At 65.0% G+C, this 22746-nt stretch carries 29 protein-coding genes; 13 read left to right on the plus strand and 16 right to left on the minus strand.

Annotated elements, in window-relative coordinates:
* The first annotated feature begins 71 nt into the window (after positions 1–71).
* Both MU582_16935 and MU582_16940 read left to right on the plus strand, forming a co-directional pair.
* Positions 72–779, plus strand: coding sequence for a GntR family transcriptional regulator (locus tag MU582_16935; GenBank protein ID UPK74106.1), 708 nt, complete (start codon positions 72–74; stop codon positions 777–779).
* Positions 780–820: 41 nt separating this feature from the next.
* Positions 821–1918 carry a hypothetical protein gene (locus tag MU582_16940; protein UPK74107.1) on the plus strand — a complete coding sequence of 366 codons (1098 nt, stop codon included), beginning with the start codon at positions 821–823 and terminating at the stop codon, positions 1916–1918.
* Here the strand turns inward: MU582_16940 and MU582_16945 are convergent.
* The 6 genes from MU582_16945 to MU582_16970 all read right to left on the minus strand — a co-directional run bounded on the left by MU582_16945 (position 1900) and on the right by MU582_16970 (position 5766).
* Positions 1900–2907 carry a hypothetical protein gene (locus tag MU582_16945; GenBank protein UPK74108.1) on the minus strand — a complete coding sequence of 336 codons (1008 nt, stop codon included), beginning with the start codon at positions 2905–2907 and terminating at the stop codon, positions 1900–1902. The genes MU582_16940 and MU582_16945 overlap by 19 nt on opposite strands.
* Positions 2908–3006: 99 nt before the next feature.
* Complete coding sequence (locus tag MU582_16950) at positions 3007–3795, minus strand: GNAT family N-acetyltransferase (protein ID UPK74109.1); 789 nt, start codon at positions 3793–3795, stop codon at positions 3007–3009.
* Positions 3796–3864: 69 nt separating this feature from the next.
* Positions 3865–4245, minus strand: coding sequence for a hypothetical protein (locus MU582_16955; GenBank protein UPK74110.1), 381 nt, complete (start codon positions 4243–4245; stop codon positions 3865–3867).
* A 47-nt stretch (positions 4246–4292) separates the two neighbouring features.
* Entirely contained in the window at positions 4293–4790 is a 498-nt protein-coding gene (locus MU582_16960; GenBank protein UPK74111.1) for a hypothetical protein, read from the minus strand.
* Positions 4787–5347, minus strand: a complete 561-nt coding sequence (locus MU582_16965; protein ID UPK74112.1) for a GNAT family N-acetyltransferase — start codon at positions 5345–5347, stop codon at positions 4787–4789. The genes MU582_16960 and MU582_16965 overlap by 4 nt, the downstream gene beginning before the upstream one ends.
* Before the next feature lie 65 nt (positions 5348–5412).
* Positions 5413–5766, minus strand: coding sequence for a DUF1801 domain-containing protein (locus MU582_16970; GenBank protein ID UPK74113.1), 354 nt, complete (start codon positions 5764–5766; stop codon positions 5413–5415).
* Between the two features lie 285 nt (positions 5767–6051).
* On the opposite strand from MU582_16970, the gene MU582_16975 reads away from it, so the two are divergent.
* Positions 6052–6579: a hypothetical protein gene (locus MU582_16975; GenBank protein UPK74114.1), complete on the plus strand. Its 528-nt coding sequence runs from the start codon at positions 6052–6054 to the stop codon at positions 6577–6579.
* A 71-nt stretch (positions 6580–6650) separates the two neighbouring features.
* A complete protein-coding gene (locus tag MU582_16980) occupies positions 6651–6977 on the plus strand; it encodes a nuclear transport factor 2 family protein (GenBank protein UPK74115.1) in 327 nt (108 codons plus the stop codon).
* Between the two features lie 74 nt (positions 6978–7051).
* Here the strand turns inward: MU582_16980 and MU582_16985 are convergent, their stop codons facing one another.
* A complete protein-coding gene (locus MU582_16985; GenBank protein ID UPK74116.1) occupies positions 7052–7762 on the minus strand; it encodes a nucleotidyltransferase domain-containing protein in 711 nt (236 codons plus the stop codon).
* Positions 7763–7819: 57 nt separating this feature from the next.
* Positions 7820–8416 carry a TetR/AcrR family transcriptional regulator gene (locus MU582_16990; protein ID UPK74117.1) on the minus strand — a complete coding sequence of 199 codons (597 nt, stop codon included), beginning with the start codon at positions 8414–8416 and terminating at the stop codon, positions 7820–7822.
* A gap of 37 nt (positions 8417–8453) precedes the next feature.
* On the opposite strand from MU582_16990, the gene MU582_16995 reads away from it, so the two are divergent.
* The 3 genes from MU582_16995 to MU582_17005 all read left to right on the plus strand — a co-directional run bounded on the left by MU582_16995 (position 8454) and on the right by MU582_17005 (position 10512).
* A complete protein-coding gene (locus tag MU582_16995; GenBank protein UPK74118.1) occupies positions 8454–9188 on the plus strand; it encodes a GNAT family N-acetyltransferase in 735 nt (244 codons plus the stop codon).
* A 152-nt stretch (positions 9189–9340) separates the two neighbouring features.
* Complete coding sequence (locus MU582_17000) at positions 9341–9937, plus strand: CGNR zinc finger domain-containing protein (GenBank protein ID UPK74119.1); 597 nt, start codon at positions 9341–9343, stop codon at positions 9935–9937.
* The gene (locus MU582_17005; GenBank protein ID UPK74120.1) at positions 9934–10512 is read left to right on the plus strand and encodes a dihydrofolate reductase family protein; all 579 of its coding nucleotides are present in this window, start codon (positions 9934–9936) and stop codon (positions 10510–10512) included. The genes MU582_17000 and MU582_17005 overlap by 4 nt, the downstream gene beginning before the upstream one ends.
* On the opposite strand, the gene MU582_17010 is transcribed toward MU582_17005, so the two are convergent.
* Together MU582_17010 and MU582_17015 are read right to left on the minus strand one after the other, a co-directional pair.
* Positions 10495–10947 carry a GNAT family N-acetyltransferase gene (locus MU582_17010; GenBank protein ID UPK77190.1) on the minus strand — a complete coding sequence of 151 codons (453 nt, stop codon included), beginning with the start codon at positions 10945–10947 and terminating at the stop codon, positions 10495–10497. The genes MU582_17005 and MU582_17010 overlap by 18 nt on opposite strands.
* Before the next feature lie 56 nt (positions 10948–11003).
* The gene (locus MU582_17015; GenBank protein UPK74121.1) at positions 11004–11585 is read right to left on the minus strand and encodes a TetR family transcriptional regulator; all 582 of its coding nucleotides are present in this window, start codon (positions 11583–11585) and stop codon (positions 11004–11006) included.
* 53 nt (positions 11586–11638) lie between these two features.
* On the opposite strand from MU582_17015, the gene MU582_17020 reads away from it, so the two are divergent.
* A complete protein-coding gene (locus MU582_17020) occupies positions 11639–12685 on the plus strand; it encodes an NAD(P)-dependent alcohol dehydrogenase (GenBank protein UPK74122.1) in 1047 nt (348 codons plus the stop codon).
* A 63-nt stretch (positions 12686–12748) separates the two neighbouring features.
* Here the strand turns inward: MU582_17020 and MU582_17025 are convergent, their stop codons facing one another.
* Complete coding sequence (locus MU582_17025; protein UPK74123.1) at positions 12749–13342, minus strand: TetR/AcrR family transcriptional regulator; 594 nt, start codon at positions 13340–13342, stop codon at positions 12749–12751.
* Between the two features lie 226 nt (positions 13343–13568).
* Here MU582_17025 and MU582_17030 point away from each other — a divergent pair, with 226 nt between their 5' ends.
* The gene (locus MU582_17030; GenBank protein ID UPK74124.1) at positions 13569–14378 is read left to right on the plus strand and encodes an NAD(P)H-binding protein; all 810 of its coding nucleotides are present in this window, start codon (positions 13569–13571) and stop codon (positions 14376–14378) included.
* 75 nt (positions 14379–14453) lie between these two features.
* Here the strand turns inward: MU582_17030 and MU582_17035 are convergent, their stop codons facing one another.
* On the minus strand, positions 14454–15050 hold the full coding sequence (locus tag MU582_17035) for a TetR/AcrR family transcriptional regulator (GenBank protein UPK74125.1): 597 nt from the start codon (positions 15048–15050) through the stop codon (positions 14454–14456).
* Between the two features lie 51 nt (positions 15051–15101).
* On the opposite strand from MU582_17035, the gene MU582_17040 reads away from it, so the two are divergent.
* Positions 15102–15953 (plus strand): class I SAM-dependent methyltransferase, encoded by an 852-nt coding sequence (locus tag MU582_17040; GenBank protein ID UPK74126.1) that lies wholly within the window; start codon positions 15102–15104, stop codon positions 15951–15953.
* Between the two features lie 73 nt (positions 15954–16026).
* Here the strand turns inward: MU582_17040 and MU582_17045 are convergent, their stop codons facing one another.
* Both MU582_17045 and MU582_17050 read right to left on the minus strand, forming a co-directional pair.
* Positions 16027–16254: a GNAT family N-acetyltransferase gene (locus MU582_17045; GenBank protein UPK74127.1), complete on the minus strand. Its 228-nt coding sequence runs from the start codon at positions 16252–16254 to the stop codon at positions 16027–16029.
* Between the two features lie 178 nt (positions 16255–16432).
* Positions 16433–16822 (minus strand): type II toxin-antitoxin system VapC family toxin, encoded by a 390-nt coding sequence (locus MU582_17050; GenBank protein ID UPK74128.1) that lies wholly within the window; start codon positions 16820–16822, stop codon positions 16433–16435.
* Between the two features lie 477 nt (positions 16823–17299).
* On the opposite strand from MU582_17050, the gene MU582_17055 reads away from it, so the two are divergent.
* Positions 17300–17443, plus strand: a complete 144-nt coding sequence (locus MU582_17055) for a hypothetical protein (GenBank protein ID UPK74129.1) — start codon at positions 17300–17302, stop codon at positions 17441–17443.
* Between the two features lie 152 nt (positions 17444–17595).
* Entirely contained in the window at positions 17596–18213 is a 618-nt protein-coding gene (locus tag MU582_17060) for a GrpB family protein (GenBank protein ID UPK74130.1), read from the plus strand.
* Between the two features lie 260 nt (positions 18214–18473).
* Here the strand turns inward: MU582_17060 and MU582_17065 are convergent, their stop codons facing one another.
* Positions 18474–19187, minus strand: a complete 714-nt coding sequence (locus tag MU582_17065) for a hypothetical protein (protein UPK74131.1) — start codon at positions 19185–19187, stop codon at positions 18474–18476.
* A 118-nt stretch (positions 19188–19305) separates the two neighbouring features.
* Positions 19306–20382 (minus strand): redox-regulated ATPase YchF, encoded by a 1077-nt coding sequence (gene ychF, locus MU582_17070; GenBank protein ID UPK74132.1) that lies wholly within the window; start codon positions 20380–20382, stop codon positions 19306–19308.
* Between the two features lie 207 nt (positions 20383–20589).
* On the opposite strand from ychF, the gene MU582_17075 reads away from it, so the two are divergent.
* Entirely contained in the window at positions 20590–22746 is a 2157-nt protein-coding gene (locus MU582_17075; protein ID UPK74133.1) for an acyltransferase, read from the plus strand.

Raw genomic sequence — 22746 nt, forward strand, 5'->3', positions numbered from 1 at the left:
ACTCGGTAATCGACTACCGTCCAGAGAATGCCGAGACCAGGGCACGGTGTCAAGGTCACCGAGGGGGTTCAATGAGCGACGAAGCACCGACAAAGCCGACGACCGGCGCAGCGCGCGCCAGCCTCGCAGCCGAGCGATTGCCGCGGTCGGAGAGCCTGCGCGACGGCGCCCTTCGCATCCTGCGTAATGCCGTGGTGTCCGGCGAGGTACGCGACGGCGAGCTGTACTCGGTCGCCGAGCTCGCCCGACAGCTCGGCATCTCGGCGAGCCCGGTACGCGAGGCGATGCTGACCCTCGTCAACGACGGCATCATGGAGCCGGTACGCAATCGCGGCTTCCGCATCACCCCGATCGACGACGACGACCTCGCAGAAATCGTCGCCCTGCGCCGGATGCTCGAGGTGCCCGCCGTCGCCGGGCTCGCCGAACGCGATCTCTCCGCCGACCTGCCGAACCTTCGCGAGCTGGCCACCCAGATCGAGCGCACGGCTGCGCGCGGCGATGTGCAGGCATTCCTCGCCGCCGACCGAGAGTTCCACCTCGCACTCCTGTCGCTGACCGGCAATCGGCGGCTGGTCGACACGGTCGCCAAGCTGCGCGACCAGACTCGGCTCTACGGACTTCGGGCCTTGGCCGACGAGGGTCAGCTCGACCCGTCCGCGGCCGAGCACCACGCGATCCTGGAGGCGCTTTCCGAGCACGACGCAGCCAGGGTCGAAGGGCTCATGGACCGCCATCTCGCTCATATCCAAGATGAATGGGCCAACGGTCCGACCTGATCAGTCAGCACCTCGGGGTCTCACGGGCATACCGTGGACACATGAGCGTCGATCCTCCGGGCGTACGGCTGCGGTACGGCGCCGAGCGAACCGAGGCGGTCGACGCACTCGCAGACCGGCTGGAGCAGGTCGCCGGCATCGAGCCGCTGCTCGATGATCTGAACCGGCGAGCGCGACGGCTTCCCGCACCGGGCGCGGCTGTCGGCGCGAGTCTGCGCTGGAACTTGCACGACTCGTTCGACCGCCGCTGGTGGCCGCAAGGTGTGACGTCGACCGCGGACGCGTACGACCATGAGAGCATCGCCGGACGGCGCCTGCTCGCCGTGAGCTGGTACGCGAAGCCGCGACGCGGCGTACGCAAAGGGAGCCGGATCACCTTTCTCGACCTCGACTCACGTGCTTACCGCCATGTGTTGCTGGTCGTGCCGTCGCTCGATCAAACCGGTCGACTCCGACTGGATCCCCTACACGTCCATGCGGGCGGCATCGTGTGGCACGCGAACCGGATGCACATCGCCGCAACCAGACAAGGTCTCTACACGGCCTGCCTCGACCGCCTGCTGCGGGTTCCCGACCGTCGCCGCGTACGCGACCGCGACGACCTCGGCATCGACGGCGACCAAGTTGCGACCGCCGGTTACCGCTATGTGCTCCCGGTCTGCTCCAGATACCTCGCCGAGTCAGACGACGACGTCGAACCGTTCCGGTTCTCCTTCGTGTCGCTCACCCGGAGCCCGACCGAGCCGCTGCTCGTGGCGGGCGAGTACGGCCGGGGCACCATGACCAGACGACTCGCGACGTTCGCGGTCGATCCGAACAGCGGCGAGTTGGTCACCGACGCCGACGGAGCAGCTCACCCACGCCTGTACGACAACGGCGTACGGAACATGCAGGGTGCGGTCGTCGCCGACGGCACCTGGTACGTCACCCGATCACGTGGCCCGTGGGGTCGCGGGAGCATCTGCGCCGGGGATCCCGATGACCTCGTCGAGTATCAGCGCGCCCTCCCGATGGGCCCCGAGGACCTCACTTACTGGCCCTCGACGGACCGGCTCTGGACGGTCTCCGAGTGGCCCGGCCGACGCTGGGTCATCGGCGTCGACGCGAGCCAGCTGCGGCGTCAGGAAGCCTGCCGGTAGACGAAGTCCTCGAGTGACACCGTCAGCTCGTCGCGGTTGTCGCGATGGCGCAGGCAGTACGACGTGGGGTACCAGCCGGACTTCTGCCAGCCCTTCGGCTGTTTGAACTCACGGCAGACGTCATCGCCTCCGGACCGCAGTCCGTCGAGAGTCTCGTGCGTGACCATCGCCTCGTGGAACGTGACCTCGCCGTTCCAGACACCGTAGATCCAGGTATGGGTGAACCGCTCGCCGTTGAACTCCGGTGCGGTCGGGTCGACGAGGTGGTTGCCCATCGCCGGCTCGACGGCATCCATATCGGCGTAGTCGGGGGCCAGGTACCGATCCGCCGGCAGCCGCTTGCCCAGCTTGTAGTCGTCGCAGTTGACCAGCTGAGGGCACGGACCCGGACGGATCGCGGTGCGCTCGGCGTCGTCGTTCAGGTAGAAGTGCACGTCGAAGTGCGGCAGGTCGTACACGCCGGGCGGAGTGTGCCCGTGCACGTTCCAGTTGTTCAGCACGTACGTGTAGGGAGTGTCGACCTTGTCGACGAAACGTGGGTTGAGATCGAGCTGGTTCTCGTACCCGCCGGCGCACTCCGTCATCGGGTCGACGGTGCCGTCACCGTCCTTGTCGAAGCACCATTTGCCGTCGGTCGGCGGATCGTGGGGCAACCCGTCGAGTGCGTCATCGGACATGATCATGCCCACCGCAACCGGCTTCGAGCCGACCACCTGGCTGTACGCCGTGATCTTCCCGTCGCCGAGCTCGGCATGCTCGCCGTACTCCGCACACGGTCCCCGATACGCCGGCGTGTGCTCGACCAGCCGGTCGACGGCGGCGCTCGGCAACCGCATGGTGACTTCCCAGCGCGGTGACTGGGTGGAGCTCACGCACACCCATTCGGCATTCGTACGTTGCGTCACGGTCGTTGTGGTGGCACTCGCGCTCGGCATCGTGAGTGCGGCGACGACGAGTACGAGCAGAGTGGCGATTCGGCCGGCCTTCATGGTCCCTCCATGCCTCGGGTGGACCAAGCGTCTCGAGGCTCGCTGTCAGTTCGGTCTCAGTTCGCTGCCGCCGCGCCGGCGTCCTCGTCGGACGGGCGCTCAGCGTCGCCAGAGGTACGGCGTCGTCGTCGAGGCCTTGACCAGACCGGAGCGCTCGAGGATCGGTCGGGAGAACTCCGTGGAGTCGCTGTTGATCAGCGTCTTGCCCGCGGCCAACGCCGACCTGGCGCGCGCCGACGTCAGCGCGCGGTAGATGCCGCGCCCTCGCCACTCGGGCAGCGTCGCTCCGCCCCAGATTCCCGCGAAGTCGGTGCCGGGCACGGGCTCCAGCCGGCCGGCGCTGACGATCCGGCCGTCGACCTCTGCGACCCAGAGCTCCAGCTCGTCGCCACGCGCCAACTGCGCCAGGGTCATCGTGGCGATCTCGTCTGCCAGCGAGTCGTTGAAGACCTCGTCCTGCATCGCGGCCATCGCGCGTACGTCGGTCTCATCGGTGACCGTACGCAGGGTCACACCCGCGGGCAGCGCCACGTCGACCGCGAGCGCCCGCGCATCCCCGATCATGATCGACTCGGGATCCTCGGCAACGAACCCGGCCGCAAGGAGCGCGTCGTACAGACCCGGCGCATGGTCATGGGCGCGGGTCTTCCACTCGACTCGGGTGATCTCGGGGTCGTTGCGATAGCGATCGAGCACCGAAGGAACGAGAGCGCGGATCTCGGCCTCGTCCGCCCCGCCGAGATCGCGGTAGGTGACGAACCCGCGCCCTCCCGGAAACGTGATGAGGCGCAGCGGCCCCTCACGGACGACCTCCAGCGCGCTCGGCGTCTCGGCGTCGGTCCGCAGTTGCTCGTCGTACGCCTTCAACAGCGCGGCGGGATCAGTCACCGCGTAAGCGTGCGTTGCCGATCGCTCGCTCGCAACCGATTTTGTCGGCCAGCAGGGCCGTGGCCGTACCTACGCGCCCGGGTGCATCGGCGCCTGCAGCTGGGCAACGAGCGCGGCGGCATCGGACTTCTCGGCGCCGAACCCGAGCGACGCGATCCGCTTGCCGCTGGGTACGTGCCGCAGTAGCTTCCCGTCGAGCGCCAGATCGGCCGGCGAGGACACCGGGAACCGCTTGACGGTCATGCCGAGCGCGTTACACATGCGTACTTCGCCGGGCTCGATCCGCAGCATCGGGTTGATCAGCTGGAGCGCGCCGAGCAGGGTCAACACCGCGCCGGCGAACACGCCGAACCACTGCGGACCGATCAGTGAGGTCGCCAGCAGCAGCACGCCGACCACGAGTGCGGCGATGGCCAAGGGCTTGCTGTGACGAACGGTCATCGAATTCATGGCCCGCAGTCTAGGTAAGCGCCGGCCCACCCCGTCCTCGCCCGCAGTCACCTCGCCGATTCGAGCGATTCGGTCAGCGCCCGGAGAGCCTTGGAGCAGGTGCGCTGCTTGATCAGGCCCTCTCTCGCATGCGCAGTGACATGGACCTGCTGGTCGAACCAGACGAGCTGGATGACGCACGGGTTCATGCGCGCAGTCCCGGAACCGACGACACCCACCATCTCGATCGGCCCGGGCTCTCCCCCGGCTGGATTTCCCGTACGCTCCTGGGCTCGGCCTTCGAAGAATTTGTCCCGTACGACGCGAACGTTCTGCTCAGTTCGCGGCACTTGGAGTGTTCGCTGCTCGCCGTCGAGTTTGGTCAGGTGGCGCGTACCGAATCGCGCACCGATGCGGCCGCCCGACGTCCCGCCTGCTCTGCCGGCCAGACCACCGCCGAGGGCGCCGCCGACACCACCGCCCCAGGCACCGATGTCGCCGAGCGCTCCCTCCAACAGGTGCACGACCTGGTCGATCGTCAACAGCGGCGACGGCACATCGTTCACGGGGAAGAACACCTAGCCCAGTCGCGCCGTAGCAAGCCGTACACCCACGAGTCGGAGACGTCGCCATTGACGATGCAGTCTTCGCGCAGAGTCCCCTCGCGTACGAACCCGAGCTTCTCGAGAACACGGGCCGATGCGAGGTTGCGGGTGTCGGTCTCGGCTTGGACCCGATTGAGGTCGACCGTGTCGAAGGCCCACCCGAGCAGGGCACCCGCGGCCTCCGTCGCGTAGCCGTGGCCCCACGCGGACTCGGCGAGGCAGTAGCCGAGGGAGGCGCTGCGAAACTCGGGATTCCAACTGTTGAACGTGCACCAGCCGACGAACGCACGATCGGAGCAGCGTTCGATGGCCGTACGCGCGCCGCTGCCCTCTTCGGACATCCGGCGGCATCCGGCAAGGAAACGAGCGACGGACGACCGCTCCGTCCACGGCGGAGAGTCCCAGTAGCGCAGCACGTACGCGTTGCTCTGCAGCGCAAAGAGACCGTCGCCGTCGGAGTCCGCGAACGGACGCAGTCGCAGGCGTTCGGTCTCCAACGTCGGAGTCGGCAGCGGCATGCCGATCATCGTCGCACCCGCTGGGCGAAGTTGCGCAACGGGCTCACGACGAAGTCTGAACTCGCTCAGGAGACCACAGGACGGACGATCTCGGCGATGCGCTTCTCAGTCGTTTCGTCTAAGTCCTCGAAGTACCACGCGGCCGGCATCAGGGCACCGTCGACTCCACCTGCGGCACGGAAGTCGGCCTTTTCTGTGATCGCTAGATTCATGCGTTCATCGTTGCGCAGCGTCACCAGCGCCGGTGTGCTCGCCGACATGGCGTAGGCCGGCATTCCGTACCAGATCCGCGGCTTCAAGGTGGGGGCCGTAGCGACGATGATCTCGTGCGCACGGCGCATGATCGACCGCCGGGGTTCGGCCATCTTCTCGATCTTGTCGATCACCTGGCTGAGGTTCTTTTCGTCCTTGGACGACATGTCATGTCCTCTCGTCGGCCGATGTCAAGAATCGGCAGCATGAAGTCGGTGCATCTGTGCACCGCACCCCATCCGGACATGTCCCGAACTGCGCGGGCCTCTCCGCGATGATTCACGTGATCGTCACGTGGAAGTGCCTTCGGGTGGCGTGAACCACCGGCTTCAGGGTACACGGTGCGCGACGAATCGCACCTCCGAAAAGGCAACCTGCCCGCAGTTCCAGCGACGGAGCCGCCAGCCTACTGACCGGGCGACGGCGCAGGCCGGGCTGGGAGGATGGAGTACATGACTGCCGACGACAGGATCCGCAGCAGCACAAGGAGGCGGGCGCTTCTCCTCGGGCCGCTGGTCCTCCCGCTGCTCGCCGGTTGCGGCATTCTCGGCGACGGCGTCACCGGCTGCGAGCAACACGAGGAACCCGTCACCTGCCAGCGCGACGAGCGCTTCACGCTCGCGGGCACGGACATCGTCGTCGACGAGCTCGAGACCATCACCGAGGCCGGAGACGATGGGGAGGACAAGGCCCGCGTAGAGGCACAGGTCGCGCTCGACGGCGCGGCGACCGGTGAGCTACGAGCGGAGCTGCACGTCGTTGACACGCTGACCGATGAGGGGCTCGTGATCGGTTCCGGCGAGGACCATCTGGATGCCGGTGAGCAGACCATCGCATGGGACTTCAGCGGCCGCGGCTTCGCAAAGCGCATCCAGTTCGACCGATTCCCGCCCGATATCCGCATCGTGTTCGGTGACGACGACCACGAGGTTACGGTGACAGTGATGAGCGTCGAGTACACCCCGCAAGAAGACGGATGAACCGGCAAACTGTCTTCCCAACGCCAGCTACACCACCCGCTGACCACAACCAGATCAGGGAGATCACAGCCATGACTCACGACATCCCCGAACCGGTCGCCTCGTTCCTGGCCGCTGTCAACGCCCATGACAAGAACGCGTTCAAGGACGCCTTCGTCGCCGAACCCGTCGTCGACGACTGGGGCCGTACGTTCACCGGCACCGACCAGGTCACCGCGTGGAGCGACGTTGAGTTCATCGGCTCCTCCCCCACGCTGACCGTCACCGACGTCTCGACGAAACCGGGATCGGTCACCGTGGTCGGCGATTGGAAGTCCAATCACGCCAACGGACTCTCCAGTTTCAACTTCGACCTGGACGGCGACAAGATCGCCAAGATGACCATTCGCGAAGGCTGATCGGCAGGCGACACAGTGCGCTCACGAACGTTGTCGTGAGCGCACTGCGTGCTCGAACCTGCACGCGACGACCATCACAGATCGCTCGGCTTCTCGCCTCGTACCAATCCGGCCTGCAGAAATCCGCCGACGGAGTCGAGCACTGCCCGACAGCTCTCCAGCAGAGCGTGGTCATCGTGACCTCCGCCGTCGACCCATGCGACAAGGTCGAACTCGTCATCGTGCGCGCGCAACTCGCGCAACAGCCACTTCCCCGTCCCGACCCAACAGTTGCTCGACAGTAGCGCCAGTTCAGCCGCCTCTTTCCACGCCGCAGCCATCGCCACGGCACGGACACCGGTGTCAGAGGTATCCCCGATATCGTCCAGCACTGCCGAGAGGCTGTACCGACGCAGTCTCAGCTGATCCGGATCAAGGGGTGCCGGACCAGCTTCGAGCAGGCTCCGCGAGTTCGCAGCAAGCTGTTCACCAAGCAGACCCGGGACCAGGGGCAGCCCTTGTCCGATGAGCCGATCGAGCACAGGACGGCGTTCCCTGCGCCCCTTGTCCAGCCACGATTCAAGCGCGTTACGCCCATACACGAACGCTTCGACGAGCTGTCCTTCGTAGAGGGTTGTCTCCACGAACGACGTCGCCGACCAGTCGTCCGGGAGCAAAACCAGGACGTCCAAGTCCGACGACTCCGTTGCTTCGCCGGATGCCGAACTGCCTCCAAGAAAGGCCGCCAACGCCTGCGGATAGTTGGCCCGTACGAACGACTGAGCTCGTCTCACGAAGTCAGTCATCGAGGCGATCCTCGCACACATCGCCGATGCGCAAACCACTCAGCGACTTGCCCATGCTCAGGACAGCAGCGCCTTGAGCCCGGCGACCAGAACTACTTCTGGGTCCCCGTGGTACGCCCCGTGCAGCGCGGCGTACTCCGGCGCCTGCCGAGCATCCACCGCGGCCTCGTGCTCGTGTCCGGCGACCGACGCAGTCGTTGCGCTCCCGATGACAAAGTTCGACACCGCGTACGCGTCACCGAGGGGATCCGACGAACCGAGCTCGATGAAGAGGACACAGATGCGCTCAGACAGTTGCAGGTAGTTCGGTCCCCTCGGTGCACGCAGCGCGATGACCTGACAAGCCCACGGGTGGCGGACCAGATGCCGGAAGTACGCAAGCATCAGTTCATCGAGCGTCGCGTCACGCGTTGCCGCCTGCAAGTCGGCGTCGGACCCGAGTGCATGGTCAAGCGCCAGGTCAAAGAGGTCGTCGCTCGACGAAAGCCGGGAGTAGAGACTTGCCGCTGCGACGTCGAGGCGTTGCGCAACCGCCCGGACAGTCAGGGCATTTGGGCCACCTTCATCGAGAAGCTCGGCAGCGACCTCCCCGACCTGCGCCACGTCGACTGCACGCGCGCGTTGCGCGGACTTCTGATGGGACCAATAGCTCACAATCTCACCTTATCCGAACAGTGTTAGGTTAGGGAACATGTTGAAGGCTTCCCTGCTGCCACTCCGGAGCGACCGGGTCGTGCTCCGAGCCATGCGCCGCGAAGATGCCGGCGCGTACGCTGCCGGCACCAGTGATCCCTCCGTACGCGAGTACGCGCACCTACCCGAGCCGGAGTACACCGAAGAGTCCGTCCTCGCCCTCATCGAGGGACCCATCAAGGAAGGCCTTGCCAGCGGTGACCTCGCCGTACTGACCATGACGGTCCCGTCAACCGACGAGTTCGCCGGCAGCCTCGTACTCTTCGGACCCACCGGCACCTCCATCGAGGTGGGCTTCTGGGTGCATCCCGACTATCGAGGTCGGGGGCTGTCCGCGGACGCCCTCGCACTCGCCCATGACTTCGCTCGACGCAGCGGGTTCACCACCGTGACTGCCCGAACGGCCCCGAAGAACTCCGCATCCCAACGGACACTCGACCGCTCGGGCTACCTGAGGAGTGGATCGGCACCAGGCACCACACCAGCCGGCGAAAGCATGGACTTGCTGCACTACCGTCGCCCACTGGAACCACCCAACCCTTCGGGCTCAACGGACCTTCGCGAGAACGCCGTTGGACAGGGCGACGGATCCGTTTCCGAACCGGTGACGACTGCGGAAGCCCGGGATCAGCTACCGAACCCTGGCTCCCGCGATGCACAGACACATCGTGCTCCTCACCAGCAGCAGAACGCCGCCCCGACCGGTCGAAGCACTGATCGCCCACCTGACTGAGGCTTCCGGTGAACCGAACGTCGACCCGTCCCCGACGTGAGACAGACGTTCGGCACCCGAGAGACAAAGCCTTGACATCCTACCCTGATGCCGTAACCTGACATGCCAGTTACTACTAACTGGTCAAACAGGTTACGGCGAAGGGTCGGGGCATGGTGCAGCAGATCCGGACATGGGATGGACAGGAGTGGCGGTTTGATCCAGGTGCCCTGTTCCTGGACTTCGTCTACACCGGCGACTTTGAAGTCGGCCCTTGGCGCGAAGGAATGGTCTTCACCGCCCAGGAGCTCGATGCGTGGCTCGCAGAGCACGTCGCGCGCGACCTCAAACCTGCGACCCCGCATGAGCTCGAGCAGGCTCTCGCGCTGCGCGAGTGCCTCACCCGGCTCGTCAAGGCCGCCGCGGGGATTGGCGATCAGGCCGACGACGGCGATGTTTCGTTCGTCTCGCGGGTCGCGTCCCGCCCTGACGTCCCGCCGGTATTCCCGGGCCACCTGCCGGAGGGTGATTCGAAGACGGATCATGCGCTGTCGACCATCGCGCGCGACGCAGTCATCCATCTGCGCGACCACTCTGACCGGCTACGCAATTGCAACGGCCTGGACTGCCCGATGGTCTTCCTCGACCTGTCGCGCGCCGGCAAGCGCACGTGGTGCTCCATGTCCCGCTGCGGCAATAGAGCCAAAGCCCGCGCCTTCAGATCCAGGATTGCCGACCAGAAGAGCACTAGAGGAGGAGCAACGAAATGACCCGACACATCGTCATCACCGAGAACATCACCCTGGACGGAGTGGTCGAGAACGATGGCACGTGGTTCGACCCGACCGACGACTCCGAGCAAGGGCGAGAACTCGCGCAGGTCACCCAGGAGCATGCCGCAGCATCGGACGGTTTCCTCGTGGGACGCGTCACTTTCGAGGAGATGCGAGGGTTTTGGCCTCGCCAGGACGACGATAAGACCGGCGTGACCAACCACCTCAATCGCGTCGAGAAGTACGTCGTCTCCCGCAGCCTCGTCGATCCGCAGTGGGACGGGACAACGGTCCTACGCGGCGGCGATGGCCTCGAGCATGAGCTACGCGACCTCAAAACCCGCAACGGCAGCGACATCGTGCTCACCGGGAGCATCTCGCTCGCACAGCAGATCCTGGCGCTCAACCTGGTCGACGAACTCCGCCTCTTCATCTACCCGGTCGTCGCCGGATCCGGCCGAAAGCTGTTCCCCGACGACTTCAGCATGCGTGATCTCACGCTGGTCGAGAGCCAGGCGTTCACTGGAGGCGTCGTACTGCTGCGCTACGCAAGATCAGACGCGGCGGCCTGAGCCCCGCAGACCCACGTCGCCGACCCAGCGCGTCTCACCATCGATCACATCGTCGCTTGCCACCATTCCGAGATGGAGGGCAACACGCTGCGACGCCAAGTGGTCCGGATGGATGTGCGCGACCACATGGCGTACACCCCAGTCGGCGAGAGACGCCACCAGCAATTCGGCGGCTCGCTTCGCGTACCCGCGCCCCTGCCACGGTCGACCAATCACCCAGGCGATTTCGACGTGGTCACGGTCGACGGGGACGGTCGCCTGAACGTATCCGATCGGCTGCCTGTCCAACGTGACCACGAGATTGACCCACCTCTGGCTTCCGTCGGGAGAGTGACCAGTGACTTGCGCGGAATACCGCCGGACCAACTCCGGCTCCGTCGGAGGCTCCCCGCCCGTATGGCGGTAGAGCGATGGGTCTGCGAGGACCGAGGTCATCGCCGCGGCATCGTCTACGACCAGAGGGCGAAGTCTCAGCACCTCATCCCGGCCACTCACTGCTTCGTCCGCGGGTGAAACATCTCCCGGACAGCGGTTTCGAGCGCGCGCTTGCGACGCTCGTGGAGTTCTCCGGGGTCCGCCGCAGAGGCGACGGCCGTGATCGAGTTCTGGGCCCACGTTGCCGCTATGGAGATCAGGAGCGACCAGATGTCCGCGGGATCGAGATCCTCGCGAGTCGTGCCCGCGGCCTGCGCGCGTGCGATGTCATCGCGGTGTTTCGCGTCGTGGTCTTCCATGCCGGGATAGAGGTAACCCTCGGGTTCCTGTTCGAGGCGTTTCCACATGAGCAGCCGCACGAGTGCAGGGTCACCGAGGTAGTCCTCGTAAAGGCGCACGGCATAGCCGGGGAGATCGTCGGGGGTGAACGGGACACGATGCTTGTTCGCGATGACGTGCGACTCGAAGACCCGGTCGAACAGTGTGTCCTTACCCCCGAAGTACGCGTAGATCATCGGCTTGCTCGCGCCAGCGTTCGCGGCAATCCGGTCGACTCGGGCACCGGCGAGGCCGTGCACGGTGAACTCCGTGGTAGCCGCAGCGAGGATCTGCGCCCGGGTCTGCTCAGCCGATGACATGCGCTCGAGACTATCGAAGATCGATGCTACCAACTAGTTGGTAGTATCGCTGCATGCCCACATCTGCACTCCTTTCCCCCTCCCTTGGCCAGCCACTTCGTCTCACCTCGATCGAGCGCCGCGCACTTCGCCCGGACGATGTCGACGTTCGCGTCACGTACTGCGGCGTGTGCCACAGCGACCTGCATGCGCTGGGCGCACGTCCTGCCGGAGTGGACGCGCCACTCGTGCCCGGTCATGAGTTCGTCGGCGAGGTCGTCGCCGTAGGAGACGCGGTGACCGACTTCGCGCCGGGCGACCCGGTCGCGGTCGGGAACATCGTCGATTCCTGTGGCACCTGCCGGATGTGCCAAGCGGGGCAGGAAAACTTCTGCGCGGAGTTCCCCACACTTACCTACGGCGGGCAAGACCGGGTCGACGGCAACCCGACGCAAGGCGCGTACGCGCAGCGATATGTCGTCCGCGACCGGTTTGTCTACCACCTCCCCGCGGGGCTGGATCCCGCGGCAATAGCACCCCTACTGTGCGCCGGCGTCACCGTGTGGGAGCCGCTGCGATCGGCGAACGTCACACAGGGAACTCGCCTCGGAGTCGTGGGACTGGGTGGCCTGGGTCACCTCGCCGTTCGACTCGGTGCCGCCCTGGGCGCCGCGGTCACAGTGTTCACCACATCGGCAGTCAAGACCGCCGACGCGAAACGGCTCGGCGCATCGCGCGTCGTGGTCTCCGACGACACCGCCACAATGAAGGAGACTACCGGCACCCTCGACGTCATCATCGATACCGCCTCAGGTTCGCACGAGCTCGCGCCGTACCTTCGCGCGCTCGACCTGGACGGGACGCTCTTCGTCGTCGGACACCTCGCACCCATCGAGGTAGCGGCGATCGATCTGTTGATCGGTCGCAAGCGCATCGCATCGGCGGGCAGCGGCGGGCGCCACTACACGCAGGACCTCCTCGACTTCTGCGCCGCACACGACATCACAGCCGACGTCGAGGTCATCGCCGCGTTCAACGTCAATGACGCGCTCGACCGCCTCGCGCGCAATGATGTCCGCTATCGCTTCGTCCTGGACATGGCACAACTCCACGATGACTGACGATCTTGAAGCGGAACTCCACCCACTACCCACACGCAGGGCAGTGTCTGCGGGCCCGCACGGTCAGACTGACGCACACGGAGATGTGCAGATCCCGTCGAGCACGAACGCGGTTCGTCGATCGTAATCGGCGCGAGGCGGCCGACCGCCGTGTTTGAGCGACAGAGCATTGTCGCGGACGAGTGCTTGAAAGTCACCGGGGGTGAATCCGAGGGCTAAGGCGCCTGCGGCATGTCCTTGTGCGACAAGGCTGTCGTGGAACGCTTCTCCTGCGTGGCACAGGGCAAGCAGAGACTCGGAGTCGCGGTACTCCTGCAGCAGGACATCGTTGACTGCCGGAAGTCGATATTGCAGATCGCGGAGTGCACAGATGTAGGAGCAGATACGCTCACGGACTCCGGCAGCGGAGCGCGCATCGTCGATGACAGTTCGCAGCTCCGCCGCGACGACGTCGTCAATGACGGCATCGATCAACCCGACCCTTCCCCCGAGTCGGTTGAAGATGGTCGCCTTACTCACCCCAGCAACCGCGGCGACCTCCTCGAGCGGCGCAGTGAGCCCTCGTTCCCGGAACACCTGAACCGCCGCGCTCCGGATCCGATCGACGTTTCGACGGGCGTCCGAGCGGAGAGCGGGCTCGCCACCGGGGTGGGGCATGGTGAGGGTCCTTCCGCGTCGAAAACTAACTTGACCCTACCAGTCACGTTAAGGCAGGATGCGGTTGCGATGAACTTGACCAACGTGGTCAATTTTAGACTGCACCGCTCGCGCAGTCGCGTCGTCGGCGCCATGACCGGGCACGACGCCGGCCCACCGCCTTGCCAGAAAGGACCAATGGATGATCATCGTTACCGGAGCTACTGGCGTTCTCAATGGGGCTGTCGTGGACCAACTCCTCAAGAAGATCCCACCCGAGCGACTCGGCGTCAGTGTTCGCGATCCCACGCGTGCGACACACCTGGCCGACCGCGGCGTCCGTGTACGGCAAGGGAGTTACGACGACCCTGCTGCGCTGCGCCACTCGTTCGCTGACGCCGAACAGATCCTGCTGGTCTCCTCCAGCGATCTCACTGCTGATGTCGTCGCGCAGCACCAGAGGGCAATAGATGCGGCCGTCGACGCGGGTGCTCAACGGATCTTGTACACGAGCGCACACGGAGCGGGATTTGATACCCCCTACCCCCCGCTCGCGATCCACGCCGCCACCGAACAGCACCTCGCGGCTTCCGGAGTCGCCTGGACCGCGTTACGCAACGGCTTCTACGGTGACCCTGCCCAGTTGCTGGGTCCGTGGCAGGATACGGCGATGATCGCCATGCCCGCCGACGGCGCCTTCTCGTGGATCGATCGGCGAGATGCCGCGGAGGCCGCCGCCGCGATCCTCACCGACGATGACCCGGTTGAGGGCCCGGTCGACCTGACGCTGCCTTGCCCCGTCACCCTCGCGGACTTCGCTGCTTCCGCGTCCGAGATCACCGGTCGCCGGATTACGCGTCTCGTCGTCGACGACGAGACGTGGGTGGCCGAGGCGACGGCCAGCGGAGTCTCCGAGGCGGCCGCACGCTTCACCCTGTCGATGTTCCAGGCAACGAGGAGCGGGCACTTCTCGGGTTCGGACCCCACACTCACGCGTCTCCTGGGGCGCAGACCCCGCAGCATCACCGATCAGCTAAAGGATCTGGGTGTCCGGTGACACCTGGCCAGACCGACTTCCTACACATTGACGACCATCACCTCGCGGGCCCGGAGCAGGTGACCCGACTGCCGGTTAGCCGCCAACGAGGGATGGGGCGAGGACCGCAGTCGCGAAGCGCTCCACATCCGCTCGGCTCGGCCTTCGCTTGTCGCGGTCAGAGAAGAGCAGATGCCCACCCCCGACCAGCGACATGGCCAGCGCATCGACGTCAGTGTCCTGCGCTATCCGCCCTCCGTCTCGTTCGGCGGCCAGGTACGCGATGACGGCTTCCGTCGACTCCGCCAGGATGGCGATGCCACCCGCGGCGGTCGCCTTGCGCAGCCTGGCTCGCAGTTCGTCGCGGAACGTGATCAGCGGGATGATCGCCACCGGCACCGGACCGAAGAGGTCGACCAGAGCGGATGAGAGGTTGCTTGCCACGGTTCTGGACCCGACTGACTCCTGCAGCTCAGCCGCTCCTCGCGACAACCGGTCCATCCGGTCGAGCACCAACTCCGCGAGGAACTCATCGAAATCCGCGAAGTGCCGATGCAGGACGCCTTTCGCACAACCAGCCTCGGCGGTGACGGCACGACTGGTCAGCGCGTTGGGGCCTTCGCGCAACAGCACCCGCTCGGCGGCGTCGAACAACTGTTGCCGGGCATCTGGCAGATGCACTCCAGACGGCACATCTTCTCCTGGTCGATTGCAAGTGGGCATGCGCCCACCTAGAGTGGGCACATGCCCACATTACCCGGTCGCGGAGCTTCCGACACCGAACAGCTCGAGTTGCACCGAACGCGCGAAATGGCCGAATCATTCGGCGTCGACGCCGCGGCGTACGACGCCGCCCGACCGAGCTACCCGGACGCCCTGGTGCAGAGGATCGTGGACGGCCACTCTGCTCCCAGCATCCTCGACATCGGATGCGGCACCGGAATCGCTGCGCTTCAGTTGCGAGCAGCAGGCGGCGACGTCGTGGGTATCGAACCGGACCAGCGGATGGCCGAGTTCGCACGCTCCAAAGGGCTGAGGGTCGAACACAGCACGTTCGAAGCGTGGGACCCGCGAGACCGATCGTTCGACATCGTCACGGCAGCGCAGTCCTGGCACTGGGTCGATCCGGCAATCGGGGCGACGAAAGCGGCCACAATCCTTCGTCCCGGCGGACGCCTGGCGATCTTCGGGCACGTCTTCGAACCGCCGGAGGACGTCGCACAAGCGTTGGCCGACGCCTTTCGGCGCGCAGTCCCCGACTCGCCGTTCACCACATCGGGGCGACGTCCGCTGCAGACGTACCGAGCGGGGTACGACCACATCGCCGAGACCCTACGAGTAACCAACCTCTTCGACGACGTCGACGTGTGGCAGTTCGACTGGACGAGAATCTATCAACGCGACGAATGGCTTGCCCTCCTGGCGACGACGGGCGGCCTCACTCCCCTCCCGGTCGAAGCAAGAGGCAAGATTTTGCGGGCCGTCGGACGCGCTGTCGATGCACGCGGCGGATCGTTCACGATGGAATACGTCACGCTCGCGGCCGCGGGCCGCCGCAGCACCATCATCTCGAATGAAGATCTTGACGGGCGGTGAATGCGCAGGCCGGTGTGCGGTGTAGAGGGCCGCTCACACGTTGAAGCGGAACTCGACCGAGCCCCAGGGAGCCTCAGGACGAGCATTCCGAGGCTGGCAGCATGAGGTCGACGTCGATCGGGTCTTGTCTCACGAGGACGAACCCATGACGTTCATACAGGCGGCGGGCAGGACTCCCTTGAACGACATTGATCCTGAACGGCTGTCCTGCGGTGTCTGTGTGAAGGATCTGACCGAGGGCCCAGGTGCCGATGCCTTGCCCCTGCTGCGCAGGGTCGAGGTCGAAATGCTCGATCCACATGCCGTCCTCGTCAGGTCGCATCGCGACCAGGCTGACATCGATTCCTGCGACTTGTATGACTCGGGTGCACGCCGGCTTGAACGCGTCGTGCGCCGCACTCAAGAGGACGTAGCGATCAAGATCCGTCGATCACGCCGAAGACGAGCACGACCTTAGCCAACTGGGCCTAAAGGAGCACTCAGGCTCGTGGCGCATACACCCGCAGGCCCATCTCCTCCGCGGCCCCGGCGAGGCGGACGTCGTATGTGACCAATGCCTCGACGTCGAGGCGGATCGAAGCAGCCAGATGCAAAGCGTCGAGCGACCGCAACGCCGGGCCGGGCAATAGTCCCGCCTCTCGATAGACGCTCGGCGGAAGATCGTGGAGGTCGACCCGCGCGAGGATCGCCGACACATCGGCCTGCGGGAGGCCGTACCGGCTCGCGAACCGCCGCAGCTCGGTTTCGAGCAGGTGGGTGGCGACGAGGCTGACGTCAGAACCATCGGCCCACGCCGCCAGCGGGGCGCTCTCGACCTCCTCGACCAGCAGCTTCGCAGCCGCTGAGGTGTCGAGATAGAACCGACTCAACGCTCACCCCGCAGGTCATCGATGATCTCAGCGCTGGGGATGGCAACTGAGTGCCGGATCAATTGCGAGAACCCACCACGAGTCTCAGCGGGCCGGTGAAGCGGGAGATCAGGGTTCGGTTCCGTGATCGGCACAAGCCGCGCGACCGGCTTACCCCGGCTCGTCACGGTGTACGTCTCGCCAGCCTCGACGGCATGCAGGACTTCGCCGCTGCGGTTGCGGAGATCACGATGGGTGACAGTGGTTGCCATTAATCGAGCGTAGCACCTGTAGCACATTATGAGCAGCGCATCATCTCTGATCGAGCTCCGCTGCATCCCACAGAGGTTCAGTTCGAAAAGCGGAACTCCACCACGTTCCGTAGCCGACCAACGTGTGGGCTCGGATTGGCATCGGCAGCTGACGATCGGCTTGCGAGGCCACTCTCGAACCCATGCTGGCCAGACCTACCGCAGGGAGGAGCGCTCGGCTCGCCAAGTGCAGCTGACCCTCACGGCACTCGAGCACTTCATCGCCAACCTGCCGGAGGAACAGGAGGAGCGCATCCGAGTCGAGACAGCACGGCGGATCTTCGCCGAGCAGCGTGAGGGCTCGTCGACGACCGTCACGCTGCTCGGATGACGAGGCGTAGCGGAAGTGCTCCTTCGGTACCGCGCCTTCGCCGGCGACGAGGTCGCGGTGATGGGGAAGTGACCGACCTTCGCTGACGAGTTGCGCCCGGAGACTTCATACAGCTCTCGAGTCTCGGACCTCCCGCTGGATAGCGTGATGCCATGGGACAGGATCAGTCGAACCCAGCCGAACTACACGCGTACGACCCCGAGTGGCCGCGCCACGCCCAGCGACATCGCCATAGCGTGCGTGAGCAGATGGCAGATCTTCAGGGCGCAACCGAAGCCCACTACGACCACATCGGTTCAACGGCCGTTCCCGGGCTCGCGGCCAAGCCGAACCTCGATCTCCAGGTCCGCATTCTGCCGTTGCCCACGGACGATGCCTTGTCCGAACGGCTCGGAGACTTGGGATACGAGCGAGCTCGAGGAGCACGCCCGGACTCACCTGGCGTCTATCGCGACATCCCGCGCGGCTCGGAGCTCGCAGACGACACTGTCTGGGAGAAGTCGATCTTTGTGCACCGACCCAACCGTGTCATTTTGCACGTGCGCCGCTCCGACTCTCCTTGGGGAAGATACACCGTCTGGTTCCGAGACTGGCTACGTGCGCACCCCGACCAGCGCGACCGCTACGAAGCGACGAAGAGACGCCTCAGCGAAGAGAACGACGGCAAAGCCGACTACGACGACTACACCCGCGCGAAGGCTACGTTCTTCGACGAAGTCCAAACAGAGTTCGAGCGTTGGGCACAGCTAGCCCGAGGCACCAAGGGTTGAACATTGGACGGCCCAGGCGGCCGAATCGAAGCTCCGACAGACTCTTAGTCGAGGAAATAGACAAGATTCTGAGAATTCGCAAGATAACCATGTCGTCGCGCAGCCGAGCAGAGCATTACTCCTGTGATAAGTCTCTCAAGAACCACAATGCACCCCACCGACGCTCCCGTTCTGCTTCTCTCAACGCCAGGTGCTACAGCAACGATCCACATTTCACCGCGTCCCGCTTCAAAGGCGCGTCGGTTCGCGGTTGGTCGTGATCACGACAACCATCCGAGTGCCCTGGCCACCGATACAGTCCCTGCCCACAACGCGGCCCCGCCAGCATTGCCAACAGCCTCCGATGCACGCTTGCGGACCCACGCTAAGGCGCCCGTAACTTCGGGCGACGTCTCTGGCAGCCGCCCATCGGCGACGCCTTGCAGCGAATTCGCTGCTGCAATGACGGCCGACGCGTCCGGCTCAGGCAGATTGCTCGCATCATCTCGAAGCGCCTCGATTAACGCACGCAGTTCATCACCGCTCAGGCTGTGTCCTGAGATCACAATCTGCTGTCCGCCGATGTTGATAGGGCCATTGCCATCGCCGATGGAGATACTTGGTTGGCGTCGTCCATCCATGGCCAGGCCCATCGTCTTCGGTGTTAGTGCCAAGCGTGCCGGCGGGTTGCTGACGATGATTGCAAGCCATCCCCAGTCGCTTGGCGTAGACACGAGCCCGCGCGAGACCATCCAACGACATAGGTAAATCCACTGTGAGTCGGTGAGACCGACTTGTCGCCAGTAACTTTCGCGGAACGGAACTAGTACTCCCGCGTCCGGCGCCACATCGAACAAGTCCTGGATGACCACGTCCGAAAACTGTTCGCACTCCTCGTCGGTGAGCGCTGGCTGATTCACAGAATTCCATCGCCAGAAGAACACCCCTACTAGTGCGACGGCGAGGACGATGAAAATCCACGTCTCAGGAGTCATCACCGCCAACCTCCCTGTAGTCTAACGCCTCGCAGCGAATATGCGCCAATACCTGCGAATCGACAGGGCGTCGAATCGTTCTGTGGCTCACTACTACTTACCCCGAGAAGTTTTTCCGCTACACATTGAATCGAAATTCAACCACGTCCCCGTCGGCCATGACGTAGTCCTTGCCCTCCATACGTACCTTGCCCGCCGACTTCGCGGCGTTCATCGAGCCCGCATCGACTAAATCGTCGTACGAGACGATCTCGGCCTTGATGAAGCCCTTCTGGAAGTCGGTGTGGATCACACCGGCGGCCTCGGGCGCAGTGGCCGCACGTTTGATCGTCCAGGCCCGGGCCTCCTTCGGCCCCGCGGTCAGGTACGTCTGTAGGCCGAGGGTCTCGAAGCCGACACGGGCGAGCACATCGAGCCCGGGCTCGTCGATGCCCATCTCGGTCAGCATCTCGCGTGCCTCGTCGTCATCGCCGAGCTCCACGAGCTCCGCCTCGAACTTCGCATCGAGGAAGATCGCCTCTGCGGGTGCGACCAGCTCTCGCATGCGCGTCTTCAGGTCATCGTCGGCCAGCTCGTCAGCATCGCAGTTGAACACGTACAGCTGCGGCTTCGCGGACAGGAGGTGGAGGTCGCGCAGCGGCGCACGGTCGAGGCCGGCGGCGAAGACTCCCTTGCCGGACTCGAGGGTCGCCTGCGCCTCGCGTACCGCCTCTACGACAGGAGCGAGGTCCTTGTCCTTGCGGGAGTCCTTCTCCAATTTCGGCAAGGCGTTCTCGATCGTCTGCAGATCGGCGAGGATCATCTCGGTGTTGATCGTGTCGATGTCGTCTCCCGGCGAGACCTTGCCGTCAACATGGGTCACGTCGTCGTCGCGGAACACCCGAGTCACCTGGCAGATCGCATCGGACTCACGGATGTGCGAGAGGAACTTGTTGCCCAGGCCCTCACCCTCCGACGCCCCTCGTACGATGCCGGCGATGTCGACGAACTGTACGGTCGCCGGCAGCACCTTCGCCGAGTCGAACATCTTCGCCAGTACGTCGAGCCGCGGATCGGGCACCCCGACGACGCCGACGTTCGGCTCGATCGTCGCGAACGGGTAGTTCGCAGCGAGCACGTCGTTCTTGGTCAATGCGTTGAATAGGGTCGACTTGCCCGCGTTGGGCAGCCCGACGATTCCGATGGTGAGGGCCACGGGCACTTAGCCTACGTTGCCGCCTCTGCCGGCAGGTCCTCCCGGTCGATGACATGCGAGATCCAGGTACGTCACCGACTCTTCATCTCCTCCTCACCAGAAAGCACACCGAGCGAGTCATGAATGATCCGCTCCTCGGATACGTTTCAATCGCCGCGCGTCCATCCGGACGGTGAGTGGCTGCGCAATGAGAAGGGGCAACGACGCATGGCCACGGTGCCGACACGACCGAGCACGTCCCCGTTCATCGCCGAACTACACGGACTCCGAGGAATCGCCCTCGCGCTCGTCGTCGCGTTCCATGTGTTCACCGATCGGGTCTCCGGCGGCATCGACATCTTCCTGTTCCTCACGGGTTTCCTGATCACCCGCACCATGGTCGGCGCACTCGACCGGGGAACCTTCAAGGTCGACGCATTCCTCACGCGTCTTGCGATGCGCCTGATGCCGCTCATCGCGCTCACCGTCGCTGGAGTCGCCGTAGCCACCTGGCTCTGGATGCCGCAAGTACGGTGGGACAACGTCATCGGCGACCTGCGCGCGTCGCTGCTCTTCTATGAGAACTGGCAGCTCGTCGGCACGAACAGCGTCTACGGTTCGGCCGACGGCGGCGTCAGCCCCGTACAACACTTCTGGTCGCTCGCCGTACAGGGCCAGTTCTATCTGATCTGGATCGTTGCGGTCGTCGGCGCCGTGTCTGTCGGGCGCCGACTCGGCCTGACGACCCGAACCAGCGCGCTCGCGGTGATCAGCACCGTGGTGGCCCTGTCGTTCGCGTACGCGACCCACCTGGTCAACACCGACCAACCCCTTGCGTACCTGAGCACCTTCGCCCGGCTGTGGGAGTTGGGTCTCGGCGGGATCCTCGCTCTCACGATCGCATCGGTCAGCGGTGACAACGCCCCACCCGCCGGCATGCGTCGGGTCATGGGTTGGTCGGGACTGGCACTCGTTCTCACCTGCGGATTCGTACTCGACGCGGCCAACACGTTCCCCGGCTATCAAGCGCTGTGGCCGCTCGTGGGAACTGCATTCGTACTCGTCGCGGGTACGACCGGCTACCGGTTCAGCGCCGACCGCCTACTTCGTGCTCGCGCCCTGCACCACGTCGGCGATGTCTCCTTCGCGCTCTACCTCTGGCACTGGCCGGTGCTCGTGATCTGCGTCGACCTGGTCGCCCCACACGACTTGACCGTCCGCCAGTCGATCTACGTACTGGCCGTTTCGTACGCGCTCGCGTACGCATCGACAAAGCTCGTTTCCCGTATCGTCGACACGCGTCGGACTTCCCCCGCTGTGGGCATGTCCGAACGGCTACGGCGCATGGTCGTACCCGCGATCGTCGTTCTGCCCGTTCTGGCCGGGCTCTTGGTGTGGCAGCAGCACGTCCGATCGCTGATGGAACCCGAGCCGGTCGCGCTGAGCGATCCGGACTACCCGGGCGCCCGCGTATCTCCCATCGCGACCCCGACCAGCGTCGACGTACGCCCGACACCGCTCGAGGTCGCCGACGAGCAACGGCTGTACGTACCTCATCGATGCGTCACACCGCCTGGTACGCACGGCAAGCGACCGTCTGCCGTCAAGACCTGCGGATTCGGCGCGCCCGCACATCGCGCAACTCGGACGATCGCGCTCGTCGGCGCATCCCATGTGGGTCAGTGGGTTGCCCCGTACATCGAGATCGCGAAGGCGAACGGCTGGCGGGTCGTCGTGATCCAGAAGAACGCATGTCAGTTCATGACACGGCCGAAGGAGGCGGACAACGCCTGTGCGCGCTGGGACCGCAAGGCGTTGCGCGCCGTTCGCAAGATCCACCCCGACCTCGTCGTGAATCTCGCGACGAGCAGCTTCTGGGGCGCCGAGCAGACGCCCGACCCATTCGTCGAACGTTGGGAAGCCCTGCACAAACTGGGCATCCGTGTACTCGCGATGCGCGACACGCCGCGCTTTCCCGAGTACGGCGCGGTGTGTATCGACAAGCACGCGGACGAGATCGAGACGTGCTCAATAGATCGCGACAAGAGCTTGCAGCGTGTTTCGCCGTTCCTGCAGCGCGACGACATCCCACCGAACGTCACGTACGTCGACTTCACCGACCACTTCTGCAATGCGCGCACCTGTCCCGCGGTGATCGGCAACGTCTTGGTCATGGGCGACAACGAGCACATGACGAATCTCTTCTCCCAGACCATGCGACCCCATGTCGCAAAGGCGATCGCATCCGTGCCCGGATTCTCGACCCAACTGACTGCCGTCGAGATCCAACGGTCGCAGGCACCGCCCCAGCTGCGCACCGACCGGATGCGCCTCGCCGGCCCGTTACTGCCGGCGAGGCCCGGCCACTTCGAGAGGAGCTGGTGA

It is taken from the genome of Nocardioidaceae bacterium SCSIO 66511 (genome assembly GCA_023100825.1).
Taxonomy (GTDB): Bacteria; Actinomycetota; Actinomycetes; order Propionibacteriales; family Nocardioidaceae; genus Solicola.